Genomic DNA, 13,677 nt, shown 5'->3' on the forward strand with positions numbered 1-13,677 from the left:
TCAAGTAAAATCCATTATGGCTTTTCGTTTTCTGATGACGCGGATATCATGATCACAAACCATCAATTCCAAGGGGGTTTTGTGTCCCAAGAAAAGAAGAGGACTGGAACTTAAGCCATAGCTCCCCGAATTTAAAAAACCAATCAGATGGCCCACCACAGGCGTTTCCACTGAAACTTTTTTCCCCATCAAATCCAGGGGCGTACACAAAGGCCCCACTAAATTACAGGTCATTATAGGAGCCATGGGGGCTGAAAAATTTTTTACAATGTAATTTTTTCTCAACAATGCCCCCAGGTTTCCGGAGGCTGCCAGGTGGTGATTCATGCCACCGTCCAGCACAAAAAAATATTCCCCTCGTGACATTTTTTCGCTGACCACACGCGTAACATAAATGCCTGCAGAGCTGACAAGATACCGCCCCAATTCAATTACAAAACGAGGCGTATCTTTCACTGATTCTTTATAGGCCTCAATGGGTGCCTTTATTGAAGAGGCAATTTTATTCAGATCAATGCCCACATTCTCATTGTAATAGGAGACCCCGAAACCACCGCCGAAATTTATCCAACGGCACTCAACCCCATATTCTTTTTTTAACTGCCAGGCAATTTCAAGGGTGTTTATAATATTTTTCGACAAAGCCTCTTCGTTCATGCACTGAGAGCCGGCGTAAACATGAATGCCCTGAAAATTAAAAATATCAGGGGCACTTTTTATATATTCAATTGCGCCGCCTATATGTTCTTCATCAATGCCGAACTGTGTGGCCTTGCCCCCCATTTTCACTGCAAACTCATTGATGAGAAGTTTCGGGTTAATGCGAACAGCAATGTTTGCCCGAGCCCCCAGTCGTGGAACATTTTTTTTTATATCTTCAAGCTCTCTTATGGACTCAACACTGATGATACCTACTTCGCTTTTAATAGCTGCCTCAATGTCCTGTTTCGTCTTCCCGGGTCCTGCATAGCTCAACCGGGCTGCCTCATATCCGGATATCAGTGCCTGGTTCATTTCTCCCTCCGAGGAAATATCGAGGCCGTCAACTTCCTCTCTTATTTCTTTCAATATCTCCAGGTTGGGGTTGGCCTTCATGGCATAGAACAGGGAGAGGTTGTTTCCAAATGCCTTTTTGAAGCCGGATATTTTCTGCTTGATGGTCTCCAGATCGTAAAGGTAAAAGGGTGTTTCGAACTCATCTGCCAGATCTTCAAAACAAACATCTCTCAGATACAGTTTCCCATTTCGTTCTTTAAGCTTCATTTTTTTCTCACGCCTGTTTGTTTGGTTTACTCTGCGGCCCCTTTTCGATCCATTTTTGTTTAATAAAGGCACGATCAACTTTATCATTTGCTGTTTTTTTAAATTCATTTTCAAAATATATTTCATGCGGAACCATATAAGCAGGAAGGGTCTTCCTGCATGCCTGAAGAACTGCCGGTTTTTCAAGCTGCCGGTTGCCTGTCTCAAGGACAGCAACAATATTCTGATCACCACTTTGCATAGACCTGCTGAAAACTACAGCACTTGCCACATCCGGTATGGCAACCAGGCCTTCCTCTATTTCGGTGGGACTGATCCTGTAACCGGAGGTTTTAATCATCTCATCCCTTCTTGAAACAAAATACAGAAACCCTTGCTCGTCTTTTTTTACGATATCCCCGGAATATACCACCCTATCATCCAGGTGATCCTGACCTCCCGATAATGGGTTTTTTCTGAAAACCGCCCTTGTTTTTTCAGGATCGTTCCAGTATCCCCTAGTTACCAACGCCCCCCTGTGTACCAGTTCCCCTGGCTCCCCTGGCGCGCATTCCAGGCCATCCTTGTTGATAACCATTATTTCAACGTTGGGGATGGCCTTTCCCATGGAATCAGGGTGCCTGTCCAACTCTTCCGGCGGAAGATATGTGCTTCTGAAGGCTTCGGTAAGTCCATACATCAGGTAGATCGCTGTATCCGGGAAAAAATCACGCATCTTATCAACAATGCTTCTGGGTACCTTTCCGCCCGTATTGGTAATATACCTCAGATCTGGAAAGTGCTGCCTGGATTTTGCACCATATTTTTCATTCAACAACTTGGACCATATTGGAATCATACCTGCAAAACCGGTTATTTTCTCTTCCCGCAATACTTTTAAAAGGTCGTTTGGAAGGAAAAAATGGTGCATCACAAGTGTGGCACCACACAAGATCGAACTGGTCGCCTGGTTGAGGCCATAATCAAAATTAAACGGCAGTACACTGATCAGCCTGTCCGTTTGTAATATTCTAAGATAATCACTTACAATTGTGGCACCATCCACTACGGTTCGGTGAGGAACAACAACACCCTTTGGCAGCCCGGTGGAACCTGATGTATAAATAAGACAGGCGGTATCATCTGAAACCTGTTCAATCCGGCTGTTATCTGCAGCCAGGGACGTTTTGACCTGCTGCCACACGGGATGGGAAGTTTCAATTTTTGTCCTGTCCATGAAAAGAAACTGTTTTGGTTTGTCAATTGAGTTTGCCTGAAAGATTTTTCCCGTGGTAATCAACAGCTTAATATCGCAATCGCTGATTATATGATCAATTTGATTTTTTTTGAGTATCGGATTTAAAAATACAAAGATACCACCGGCCATTGATATGCCGAACATACTTATCAATTGCTCTATCGATTTTTCCAATAATATACCGACGCGATCACCCTTTTTAATGCCCAAAGCGATCAGCAGACCTTTCATTTTCAATGAATCTTCATATAATTCAGCGTATGTGATGCTTCTTTCCTTCTGTTTTGCGGCCTCTTTTTCCAGATATTTGGCAGCACTGTCCTCCAACAAATGGCCTACAAGATAGGGACGCAAACTCATACAATTGCCTTTTTATCTTTAATAAAGCGCGTTATTGCCAAAATGGTTGTAAAATTTTCTACGGTCAAGTCATCCTCATCCGGTGTAACACCAAACGACTCTTCGATAAACGCAAGGAGTTCCATTATCCCCATGGAATCAATGATCCCCTCATCAATTAAAGGCGTATCCATGACCACATCAGTTCCGGTTTGCTCTTTCAAATAGCTGATCAAAACTGTTTCGATTTCCATTTACAATTGTCCTTTCTATCCTTTTTCAACTTTCACCCGCCCCCTTTTGGTCGCTTGACCCTCAAGGGGGAGCTCAGATAAAATATTAAAGACTTACTATGCTGGCTTCATGAGTACTGTGAGAGGCTTTCTTTCCTCTAAAATACATCCAGATCTCCGATATGAATTATCCAACCCGTATCCGGCAATGGTTTGAAAGTCCTTGTGATAAAATCAAAATCCCAGCGTTTTATGAATAAGTGTTTTTTGAGGGCATTTTCATACCAGCAATCCGGTGTTGCATAAATAACAAGACGTCTCAAACCTTCCTTCCTTGCGATGCAGGAAAGTGTGGAAATTGCTTTTTCAAACCATTTTATATCATTTCTTTTCAGCTGAATATCCACTATTTTTTTCTCAAATCCTTTATCGTGCGTGGCACAATAGCCAATGACATCCCCTTTGTACTTGATATAATACCCGGTGACACCATAGTGCTTATTGCTCAGAAATTTCCAGTTAAGAAAAGCAGGGGTTTTGTAAAAGTAGAGTTGATCAGACGCACTTAAACAATCTTCAATGACGGGTTTCAGGACATCTGGGTCAAACAGATTTACTTTTTCAAATATCAAGCCCTGATGCAATTTTCCGGGGCGAACAAGGGATAACAGGCCCTCCCGGGTGAGACCGGTGTACTTAGTGGCTTTTTTGTATACTTGTACTTTCGTGGCAACCTGCCACTTAAAATATTTCAGATAATATTTTTTAGATTCCTCATTGGCAAATGCGCAAAGAACATCCACGTTCTTCTTAATTTCACCAATTGTTAATTTACAGAGTTTGCCGAATATGCCGTAGAAGAGCCGATAGTCGGCATCAACCAGAGAATCAACCCCCAAAGCGCCTTTACAAATGCGCCCGCCGCATGCAAGGTCATGCTTAATGTAATTTTCCTGGCCCACTATCTTTGTCTTGTGAAAACATAATCCCATTAATGGCTCACCAAAGGGGTTATCCATATAATGACTATCATATCTGTCAGTCGGAACAGAACCATGATTCCGCTCGTGCAAATCGAGAATTTCAGCCCGGTTGATTTCATAATCCGAAGTACACTCATAAGATAGGTTTATTTTCATATTCCTCTCATATCCTGATCTCAGGGGCAGGCGCTATCTACTTTACGATCCGATATCGTATTCGATACATTTTTCGGTAAATGGCGTATCCCAGCATCCGTTTTACAACCCTTTTTAGCTGTTTAGATAAAACCATGGGCAAAATTGCAAATCCGTTTTTTTCACAAATCCTCTGGAATGTCAATAAACCGCCTGTTTCTGAGATATTGATTCTGCGAAGGACGGCCAGGCGCCCTGGGGAATGCAGGAAGCCGGGTTCGGACGTGCAGATGGCTCTGTATCCGGCAGCTATTGCGGCATCGACTACCCTTTTATCGACCATGCCATGCGGCGCACTCATAAATTGAACCGTCTTACCCAGCCGGTCTTCAATTTTGTTTTTGGATAATCTCAACTCTTTACCTATCTGAGCTTCACTTTTTTCGGTGAGCGCGCCATGGCTGGCTGTATGCGATTGAATCGATATGCCGTTCTTCTGCATTTCCTCAAGCTGCGGCCAATCCATATAGCCCTTCTGGCCAATAAAATCCGTCACAACAAAAATGGTCGCCTTAAGGCCCAGTTCTTTAAGGACTGGAAAAGCTTGTGAATAGTTGTTGTACCAACCGTCGTCAAAAGTAATGATCACGCTTTGCTGTTCATTGTCCAGGCTACAGTCCAGATATTCATCCAGCCATAATGTTGTATGGCCACTGTTGCGCAGATAATGCATCTGCCGGCTGAAATTCCTGGCAGTCAATACATAGGCCGGATTGGTATGACTGATAATGCTTTCCGTACTTTTCCAAACCTCGTGATACATGAGGATTGGTATTGTTGGGAGCGGATGATTCATCTCAAGTATTCACTCAAAGGCATGGGCTGAACTTCAAGAAAATCGTTGCTCAAATAAAAATGGTGCCAGATGTCAAAGGTCAAAAGAAAAAGGATTCGGTTGGCCTTGGAATTATGGAAATTGTGCCAATAGACCTTTTTCCTAAGGTGCTGTTCATAGTTTCCAAACAAAGTCTTTATATAATCCAGATTGAAGCAGGCTTTTATAATGTCCGAATTCAGCAGATGCATGTATATCCGCTTTCTAAGATTCTCATTTTCAAGAAATATCATTACCGGCACAAAGCCGCCCTGCTTGGGTTTTGCCATGATTTCGGGAGGCAAAAGACCTTCCATTGCTTTTCTATGAAGAAACTTGGTCTGAATGTTTCTTCTTAAATGATCGACCAGCCCGCCGGACCGCTTGAAACCATAATCAACAGAAACCATAAAATCAGTCAGTTCCGTATCCAGATAGGATTCACGTAAGGTCAGATCCAGCATGTCGGCCATGCGGCCTGATTTGACCATGAGGTTTTCATTGGAGAAATGTTTAATATCCTGGTTTATCTGGGTTTCACGGTAAAGGTCGGCAAACGAATCAGGAACGACTGTCGGCTGCTTATCCGGAAAGATTCTCGGCGTTTTCGCCAGCAAAGGGTTTTGATGAAGCTGTCTGAGTTCATGTTCGTCATAACCGTAAAAAAACCAGTCATTCAAATCGGCAACCCGGTTCCAGAGGAGACGGAACTTGAAAGCAAGGTTGTCATGCTCGTAAAAATACCTTCTCTTCAAACTTCCTGCCATCCAGGACGCGGCCCCGAGCAGATGACCTTTTAAAAGGATATAGCGCAATGCCAGCGGCAACCCTCCCGCAAATCCACCGGTACCGAATATCTGATCGGCTGCTTCTCCGCCGAGTATCACATCAGTTTCTTTCCGGGCAGCCGCCATTCCCTGATAGGTTAGAAAAAGCCCCAGTTCGAAATACGGTTCTTCAAGATGCCAGATTAAAGCAGGCAAATCTTCAATTTCGCTGCCGTTGATGCTGTACTCATGGTGCTGGGTACCGAAATGATCCGCCACAATCCTTGCATATGGCCGTTCATCAAATGCAGAATCTTCAAACCCAACGGAAAATGTTTTCAGCTTCTTATCCATACACTGGGAAGCTAAAGCAACATTGGCACTTGAATCAAGCCCCCCGCTGAGAAGGATACCTACTTGCCCATGGGTGTCAAGCTGGCGGGCGATTGAATTTTTCAATAATTCCTTATAGGTGAAAACAGCATCATCCAGGTTATCGGGTGTGTTTTTCAAGACATTAAAATCCCAGAAAGGTTCCTGGGTGGCTGTTCCATTTTTACAGACAAGGATGTTTCCGGGAGAAAGCTTGTGAATTCCTTTGATCATCGACCAGGGTGACGATACGTAAGAATACTTCAAAAAAAGGTTCAACGCCTCGAAGTCTATTTCTTTATGGATTTCCGGACAGCTTAAAAGTGTTTTCAAGTGGGTTGCAAAGTAAAATCTGTTGTCAACATTTGTCCAGTAAATCTGATGGGCCATACCAAAGCGGTCATTTGCCAGGAAGAATGCCCTCTTCTTCAGGTCCAGGATCGCCAGGGAAAATAATCCGTTGAATTTCCTGTAAAATTCTTTCCCGTGCAACCGGTAGAGTTGAAGAGCCAAATCCAGATCGCCGCTGCATTGCCCGGCCTCCTCTGGGATATCCTGCAACAAACTCTCATAATTATGAATTTCTCCATGGATGAGTCCGATCAACTGAAGATCTTCATTCTTTACAATACCAGGCTGCTGAATTGAAATCTCACTGATACGTTTCATTCCGAGTATATAATGATCATCCCATTTGCAGGAGACCACTGCTTTTCTTGAGCCGCTGTTGTTAAGGAACCTGCCCATCGTGGCTGCAAGTTTTCCAGGCTGATCAATGATCTGCTTGAAATCGATTATTCCAAATATTCCCTGACTCATATCATATTTCCTTTATCTGTTGTTCCATTAAGCGTTTTTTTCCTGTGATCACATAATTTTTTTCCCGCGCCGTTTAAACTCCTGCACATCTTTTCGTGTGGGGAAAGAAAAATATGAGCCTTCTGAGACCGGATTCTGACGATATTGCATATCGCCGGATTTGACCCTGTTGATCGCCTCAATCATAAGCCGGGCACCGATTTTTTTGGTACGCTTTATAAGGAAATCCAATGTTTCGCCAGCAAGTATTGCAACATCTTTCTGTAAGAGGATGCGCCCGTCATCTATCTCTGGATTGATTTCATGAATTGTGATACCGATGGATTTTTCGCCATGATACATTTGCCAGAAATTGGGCAGCATTCCGCGGTATCTGGGAAGCTTGCCGCTGTGTATATTAATACAGCCATGCCGGGGAATTTTAATCAGTTCTTTTTTGAATATAAGGGGGGATGCAACTGAAACAATCAGATCCAGATTCATTGCTTTTATTTTATTCAAAAACAGTCTGGAATTGATATCGGTTTCATGCATGACCTGCAACCCGGATTCTGCACAAAGCTTGCTGATGCTGTTATTCATCATCTTATATACTGCATATCTCAAACCCATTTTAAGGAAGTCTACTGCTCCGTAAAAATCATACATCTGACGGGCAAGCTGAAACATGCTTTTCTTGCCCATTGCCTGTGCGATGACAACACCTTTTACTTCTTCCGGATCAGGATAGATTCTGAATAATTCCTCAAAAAAAGTCCGGACGTAAAACGGATCATCCTGGGTAATGAATAGAATGTTGAAACTCATTTTCGTATAGTCTCCCATGTAACCATTTTTCTGCCGAGGATAAAATTAAAAAATGCTCTGAAAGAAGCAAGATTCACGACACAGAAATACAACGGTAAAGATAATATTTTATGTTTTTTCCCGATTTTTTCCAGATACCAGCCACCAAAGGCGGCTCCATAGAACACTGTCTGACCAATAAACAGAAATTGATAAAGTTTTTGATCCAAAAGCATGCAATTGGCAATGAAAATAAGAACCAGAAAAAAAGGAATGAGCCATCTCAAAACCTTGTGGGAATGAAGCTGGAATGCAACAAACTTATTTCTGAACGGGTTCAGCAAATCCTTGACATAGGCCAATCCGTTCATGCCTCGTGTGATCACCCGGACCCGCATTGAAAATTCTTCGAGGGCTTTTTCTTCAGTGACTTCGTAGGCTATGGCTTCCGGCTCAAAAGCAATACGGTAACCCTTTTCGATGATCTTCAACGGTTCGACAAGATCGCTGATAATCTCTTTAGGCAAAGGCTCATACAGACGTCTCCTCACTGAATAAATGCACCCGCAGCAGCCGGTGATCGTTTTGATGCGGGTCTGCCGGCTTTTAATAAAGTTTTCATATTTCCAGAAAAGGACCGTGCCTGTACCCACAGAGGCTCCGGTGGGATTCAAATACTCATACCTGCCGCTTACGGCTCCAATCGTTGGATCGTTGTAATTTCTAACAATTTTTCGTATGGCATTTCTATCATAATTCGTGGTTGCATCAGAAAAAATAATAATCTCCCCTATAGCTGTTTTGACTGCCTGATTCTGGGTTTCAGTTTTACCGACCCTCCCTTCAACCCGATGTAAAACAACCCCCCTGCCGGAAAAGCTTTTGACAATTTCATCCGTATTATCTGTGGATCCATCCGAAGCCACCATGATTTCTAATTTATCCCTGGGATAATCCAGACTCAGTGTATTATCCAGTTTCTGGCTGATATTCTTCTCTTCATTATAAGCCGTGATCAGAAAAGTAACCGAGGGTTCAATGTCTTTTTTATGGACCGGATGATTGTTAAACAGGGAAAGAAAGAGTGTCAGCAAAGGATAACCGATGTAAGTATAAAAAATCACTCCGATGAAAAGCCAGAAGATTAGTTCAGTCATAATCATCCCTTTATTTTATCCGGATTGAAGCACATCTTGATAAACATCAAGATACTTTTCCGTCATGATATTAGAAGAAAATTCAAGTTCGACTTTTTGGCGTGCATGATTTGCCATCTTTTGAATTTTTTTCGGATTTGCCAGTAATCCCATGATTTCCATGGAGAGATTGTTGACATTTCCCGGTTCAATCAATACCCCGGACCGTCCATGTTCAAACACACTGGAAACAGCTCCGACATCCGTTGCTACTACCGGTTTTCGGGATGCCATGGCTTCAAGTAAAACCATGGGCAGTCCTTCGGTAAGAGAAGGTAAAACAAAAATATCCATAATGGAATAAATAGTGGATATGTCGTTTCTGACTCCGGTAAAAATAAAAGGATTTTGGGAAATAACTTTTTGAGAATATAATTTATCAGCTATCCGACAGGCTTTTTCTTCTAAATATTCCCTTAACGGGCCATCTCCAACAATGAGAAAAACGACTCTCGAATATTTCTGGAGTACCTTTTCAGCGGCTTTCAGGAAATAGATATGCCCTTTTTCTTCGGAAAGTCTGCCTACGGTGCCTATCACTTTGCAGTCATCTTCAATGCCGAGTTTTTTTCTTATATTATTCTCATTAATCCGGTTATTGAATCTCTTGATGTTAATGCCGTTGTAAACAGTTACCAGCTTTTCGGAGGAAATGCCGTGATTCAGAATTTCCTGATTTACCGCATCCGATACCGCTATAATTTTATCAAACCGGTTCAAAAAAAATTTATCCAGCCTTGCATAGAATTTCATTTTGATATCATCACCGAGCCAGTTATGACAGGTTGTGATCATGGGGATTTTTTTACCAATCACTGCTGCCGTAGTATAAAAATTTGATTTATAACCATGGGTATGTATAAGGTTGATTTTCTGTTCATCTACAAATCTTCGAATCAATAAAACCGTCTTCAAATCCAATTTCCCTTTACAGGGAAAGATTTGAACCGGCAGGCTATGCTGCCTTGCTACTTCCACAACTTCCAGATGAGGATTGTGTTTATTTTCAAACACGCCGATTACAGGTAAAAAAAAAGAATGCCGCAATTGCTTTGATAATTCTATAAGAACGTTGTCGGCACCGTAAAATCCACTGCTGCTGATGAGATGCAATACCCGCATAAATTCATTCCCCCACTGATACATTTCATATACAACGCCATATTTCATTCGCACAGCAATTGCAGATTATAATCCGCCTTTATCTTTCTACGGGCCTGCAGCCCTATCAATGCTCTTTTGAAATAATTCTTTAGAAAATTTATTATAATCTCAGAAAGCATGTCAACATCTTTGGCAGGAAACAAAAAACCGGTTTCACCGTCCTCTCTCGCAAGATCAATCAAGTCTTTTTGGCTGCATCCGGATTCATTACAATCCTTACCGATAATAAGAAATTTAACATCCGGGATTTTCCTCACTGTTTCTGCGGCAGCCTTGAGAAAATATATGGGGCCTTTAATTTTTCTAAAATTAGCAATCATCCCCACACAATAGTCATGCTTATGAATTCCCAATATTTTTTTTATTTTATTTTTGTCATAATCTCCCAAAAACAAGCCAGCATCTACACCATTTGGGATTGTTACAATTTTTCCCGAAGGCGTCTTTTCTCTCGCTGCAATGTTGTTTTTAAACGGCATCCGATACCACAATAATCTTTGTAAAATACTTGTTGCATAATCGATAAAGAAATATGGGTCTTCGTTTTAATTTTTATCCCATATATCTCCGGCTTGAAAAAATCGGAATAGATGAAATCCTCTTTTGTTTAGTCCCTCCAGAATCTGAATGAGATTTCTTTCGGCGCCACCCATGCCGTGCAAATAATCGTTAAAATATAAAATTGTTTTTACAGATCCGTCATCGTTCATAAGCCTTTATAACGGGAGGTATTTTGTTGTTTCATTTATAAAAATATTCAGGAATTTCTCAAGCTTGATTTCCCGATCTTTCTTATTATGGGATGAACTTTTAAAAACAAGAACAAATACTGATCCATCCGACCTGTTCTGTAACAGACTATCCAAAACCATAAATATCTTGGCTTGATATTGATTGTAAACATAGCGTCTGATATTCCGAGACCAAGACAAAAATGTCTCATTTTGAATCCCAGTATTTAAATTAGCGCAGGTTGTCTTTAATTTAAATGGTGATGGCTTTACATTTATATTCCAAGTTTTCAAATATTGATGAGCATGACTAAATTTTGGAGGAATGTTCTTGTTTGCATGAAAAACCAACTCCTGCCCCTGCTTTTGGATAGGCATAAATGAAATAAAAACCTTAATCTCATTTCCATCAGCATCTCTGTAAAGACGGCATAAGTTGTCAGTCGTTCCAGAAATTTGCGGACGCCATTCATGTTGCGAAAGTTCAGAACCTTTCCATTGACCCAGAATCGAAGGGAAAGACTTGAAGCTTTTTATCATAGGCATGTCGGCCTGGGATTTAATTCGAAAATGAACCCAAAGTGGAACTAATAATATCATAACCACAATCAAGACACCACGATAAGATAAAAACCCCTGAAAAAATCGACGGAACTGATTCTCGCAGTTTGTTATTGGCTCTCCCCCGGCAACAGAACTTTTCCCAAAACGCAGGAGAAGACTCATGAATCCAAAAAGCATAATTAAAGCACCAATAAATATTATATATCCGTGAATCTTGTGTGGTATGCCGGAGACAAAAATAAGCTTTCCTTTGTACGGAATAATAAGCAAACTCACGATACGAATCAGATTTCCCAAAATCGGCAGAATAGCGGAAACGATTACAATCGAAACTTTCTTCCATAACGAATTAAAATAAAGGTGGGCGATGGCAAACCCTATCGGCATGATAGCAGTGATATTCCGAACACCGGCACAGCCTGGGGCAACCCATACGGAGGTATCCGGAATTATGATCGAATATCCTTCTGAAAAAACAGGGATACCCAGAACACGTAAAATATTTACTGAAGCCTCCGTAAAAAAATATTGAAGATAAGGATAGACAAAATCCGGAAACGGCATCATGAATATCAATATCAAGAGAGGAATAAAAAGCAGCTTTAATATATCAAAGCCAAAATAAAACAGAATGATACCTGGGATAATTATAAAAAAAGATATTTGCTGTGCTATCTTACTATAGGACGCCTGACCCATTATATACGCTGTCAGAGCAATGATGATTAATAACAGGCCTACTCTTGAAGGCTTGACAGTAACGTCTTGGAACAAATATTTTTTCTTCCAAATGACATAAAATGATAAAAAAGGTATGGCGAATCCGAAATGGTAATCGAAATCGTTGACCCAGGTATGAATCCAAAAGGCAAACGACTGCCAATAGAGCAGTATAAGCGAGACAGAAAGAATGACAAGATTAATTGTAACAGCAAGGTTTGCATAATAATATTTTGTTTGCATAGCGCCCGTTTTTTTAATGCTTTGCAGTTTTATGTGAGAATTTTTTTATGTACTCCGTGCAGGTTGTGAAATTGCAATTCTGGAATGCGGTGATCATTTTTTTTAGTTTGGTTTCTGTTTTATTCAAATTGATATAATGCCTGAATTTAAAACCTTGGGAAGCTTGTTTGACCCGGGGTTGCTCAGGATCAAATTCCCATGGATGGGCGTAGAATATAAAAGTTTTATCTTTTTTCATTACTTTTTTCATTCCTGATTTGAATAAAGGGAATGGGTATAGCCTGAAGTAGCCCCCTCCGCCCAGGGGTACTGTTATGTTGGCTATTTCCAGGTTGCTCAGGGGCAGTTCGTAAAAATTATCTGACAGTCTAAACAGGCAGTTTATTTTTTGTGCTTTGTTTAGGTCTATGCTGCCGTATCTGCCGTGCATGGAAAATGAGTTGAAGCTTGAATCGTATGTGTAGCCGGTTTGTTTGATATATTTTATGATGGTGTTGTTTATTGAAAAACTTGGTGCTCTGAATCCATTAACGGTATTGCCGGTAAGATCCTCAAGGATTTTTTTGCTTGATTTCAGGTCTTCAATCAGTTCTTGCTGTGGTAGTTTTTTATACAGGTGGTGATTAAAGCCGTGAGAGGCTACTTCGTGACCCATTTCATGAATTTGTCTAACCAGGCCGGGCAGTCTTTGCGCAATCCAGCCCAGGATAAAAAAGGTGGCTTTCGGCTTGAAAGGAAAGGAATATAGGAGTTCAAGAATTTTTAAGGTATTTTTTTTAACTCGCAGCTCAAGGGAATCCCATATTGAAAATTCAATGTACGATTTAAAATTTTCAACCTGGAACCAGTCTTCAACATCAAAAGTTAACAGTATTGACTTCTTCACTGCTGATGCCATGGTATTCAAATCCTGTTTCGCTTACTTGCTCGGGATCATATTGATTTCGCCCGTCAAATACAATCAATTTTTTCATGGTATCCGCCATCAGTTTAAAATCAGGCTGCCTAAAGGTTTTCCATTCTGTGAGCAAGATTAAAGCATCTGTATTTTCAACGGCTTTGTATTGATTCGCTTCAAATTTCAGATACCCGGTTTTAAAATATTTTTCATAAAACTCTTTTCGAGCCTGGTACATAGCAACCAGGTCAAAAGCCTTGACCCTTGCTCTGGAATTGATCAAATTTTTAAGAACTTCAATCAATACATTCGCCAGTGATAAATTAAGCTTTATAAAATTTTGATAGATCATT

Annotated in this window: 13 protein-coding genes; all 13 read right to left on the reverse strand. The window is 41.0% G+C overall.

From position 1 onward, the window contains the following. Positions 1-1,263, reverse strand: a complete 1,263-nt coding sequence (locus tag TOL2_RS12455) for a pyridoxal-dependent decarboxylase, exosortase A system-associated (RefSeq protein ID WP_014957793.1) — start codon at positions 1,261-1,263, stop codon at positions 1-3. Between the two features lie 7 nt (positions 1,264-1,270). Beyond that, positions 1,271-2,860, reverse strand: coding sequence for an acyl-CoA ligase (AMP-forming), exosortase A system-associated (locus TOL2_RS12460; RefSeq protein WP_014957794.1), 1,590 nt, complete (start codon positions 2,858-2,860; stop codon positions 1,271-1,273). After that, positions 2,857-3,093 (reverse strand): acyl carrier protein, encoded by a 237-nt coding sequence (locus TOL2_RS12465; RefSeq protein WP_014957795.1) that lies wholly within the window; start codon positions 3,091-3,093, stop codon positions 2,857-2,859. The genes TOL2_RS12460 and TOL2_RS12465 overlap by 4 nt, the downstream gene beginning before the upstream one ends. A 137-nt stretch (positions 3,094-3,230) precedes the next feature. Beyond that, positions 3,231-4,211: a hypothetical protein gene (locus TOL2_RS12470; protein WP_014957796.1), complete on the reverse strand. Its 981-nt coding sequence runs from the start codon at positions 4,209-4,211 to the stop codon at positions 3,231-3,233. A gap of 37 nt (positions 4,212-4,248) precedes the next feature. Beyond that, the gene (locus tag TOL2_RS12475) at positions 4,249-5,046 is read right to left on the reverse strand and encodes a polysaccharide deacetylase family protein (protein ID WP_014957797.1); all 798 of its coding nucleotides are present in this window, start codon (positions 5,044-5,046) and stop codon (positions 4,249-4,251) included. Then, on the reverse strand, positions 5,043-7,022 hold the full coding sequence (locus TOL2_RS12480; protein WP_014957798.1) for an asparagine synthetase B family protein: 1,980 nt from the start codon (positions 7,020-7,022) through the stop codon (positions 5,043-5,045). The genes TOL2_RS12475 and TOL2_RS12480 overlap by 4 nt, the downstream gene beginning before the upstream one ends. Before the next feature lie 48 nt (positions 7,023-7,070). Next, positions 7,071-7,829: a methionyl-tRNA formyltransferase gene (locus tag TOL2_RS12485; protein ID WP_014957799.1), complete on the reverse strand. Its 759-nt coding sequence runs from the start codon at positions 7,827-7,829 to the stop codon at positions 7,071-7,073. Continuing rightward, on the reverse strand, positions 7,826-8,965 hold the full coding sequence (locus TOL2_RS12490; RefSeq protein WP_014957800.1) for a glycosyltransferase family 2 protein: 1,140 nt from the start codon (positions 8,963-8,965) through the stop codon (positions 7,826-7,828). The genes TOL2_RS12485 and TOL2_RS12490 overlap by 4 nt, the downstream gene beginning before the upstream one ends. 15 nt (positions 8,966-8,980) lie before the next feature. After that, positions 8,981-10,174, reverse strand: coding sequence for a glycosyltransferase family 4 protein (locus TOL2_RS12495; RefSeq protein ID WP_051012375.1), 1,194 nt, complete (start codon positions 10,172-10,174; stop codon positions 8,981-8,983). Further along, positions 10,171-10,647 carry a glycosyltransferase family protein gene (locus TOL2_RS12500; RefSeq protein WP_014957802.1) on the reverse strand — a complete coding sequence of 159 codons (477 nt, stop codon included), beginning with the start codon at positions 10,645-10,647 and terminating at the stop codon, positions 10,171-10,173. Before TOL2_RS12500 ends, TOL2_RS12495 begins: the two co-directional genes overlap by 4 nt. Positions 10,648-10,884: 237 nt before the next feature. After that, positions 10,885-12,426: an exosortase C-terminal domain/associated protein EpsI gene (locus tag TOL2_RS12505; protein WP_014957803.1), complete on the reverse strand. Its 1,542-nt coding sequence runs from the start codon at positions 12,424-12,426 to the stop codon at positions 10,885-10,887. Positions 12,427-12,439: 13 nt separating this feature from the next. Beyond that, entirely contained in the window at positions 12,440-13,324 is an 885-nt protein-coding gene (locus TOL2_RS12510; protein ID WP_041279480.1) for an XrtA system polysaccharide deacetylase, read from the reverse strand. After that, a complete protein-coding gene (locus tag TOL2_RS12515; protein ID WP_014957805.1) occupies positions 13,284-13,676 on the reverse strand; it encodes a UDP binding domain-containing protein in 393 nt (130 codons plus the stop codon). The genes TOL2_RS12510 and TOL2_RS12515 overlap by 41 nt, the downstream gene beginning before the upstream one ends. Position 13,677 lies beyond the last annotated feature (1 nt).

This window comes from Desulfobacula toluolica Tol2 (assembly GCF_000307105.1).
GTDB classification, from domain to species: domain Bacteria; phylum Desulfobacterota; class Desulfobacteria; order Desulfobacterales; family Desulfobacteraceae; genus Desulfobacula; species Desulfobacula toluolica.

Coding starts and splice junctions, on each gene's coding strand:
- TOL2_RS12510 (WP_041279480.1), bottom strand. CDS start 13,324: ATGGCATCAGCAGTGAAGAAGTCAATACTGTTAACTTTTGATGTTGAA.
- TOL2_RS12495 (WP_051012375.1), bottom strand. CDS start 10,174: ATGAAATATGGCGTTGTATATGAAATGTATCAGTGGGGGAATGAATTT.
- TOL2_RS12455 (WP_014957793.1), bottom strand. CDS start 1,263: ATGAAGCTTAAAGAACGAAATGGGAAACTGTATCTGAGAGATGTTTGT.
- TOL2_RS12460 (WP_014957794.1), bottom strand. CDS start 2,860: ATGAGTTTGCGTCCCTATCTTGTAGGCCATTTGTTGGAGGACAGTGCT.
- TOL2_RS12485 (WP_014957799.1), bottom strand. CDS start 7,829: ATGAGTTTCAACATTCTATTCATTACCCAGGATGATCCGTTTTACGTC.
- TOL2_RS12505 (WP_014957803.1), bottom strand. CDS start 12,426: ATGCAAACAAAATATTATTATGCAAACCTTGCTGTTACAATTAATCTT.
- TOL2_RS12515 (WP_014957805.1), bottom strand. CDS start 13,676: ATGATCTATCAAAATTTTATAAAGCTTAATTTATCACTGGCGAATGTA.
- TOL2_RS12490 (WP_014957800.1), bottom strand. CDS start 8,965: ATGACTGAACTAATCTTCTGGCTTTTCATCGGAGTGATTTTTTATACT.
- TOL2_RS12465 (WP_014957795.1), bottom strand. CDS start 3,093: ATGGAAATCGAAACAGTTTTGATCAGCTATTTGAAAGAGCAAACCGGA.
- TOL2_RS12475 (WP_014957797.1), bottom strand. CDS start 5,046: ATGAATCATCCGCTCCCAACAATACCAATCCTCATGTATCACGAGGTT.
- TOL2_RS12470 (WP_014957796.1), bottom strand. CDS start 4,211: ATGAAAATAAACCTATCTTATGAGTGTACTTCGGATTATGAAATCAAC.
- TOL2_RS12500 (WP_014957802.1), bottom strand. CDS start 10,647: ATGCCGTTTAAAAACAACATTGCAGCGAGAGAAAAGACGCCTTCGGGA.
- TOL2_RS12480 (WP_014957798.1), bottom strand. CDS start 7,022: ATGAGTCAGGGAATATTTGGAATAATCGATTTCAAGCAGATCATTGAT.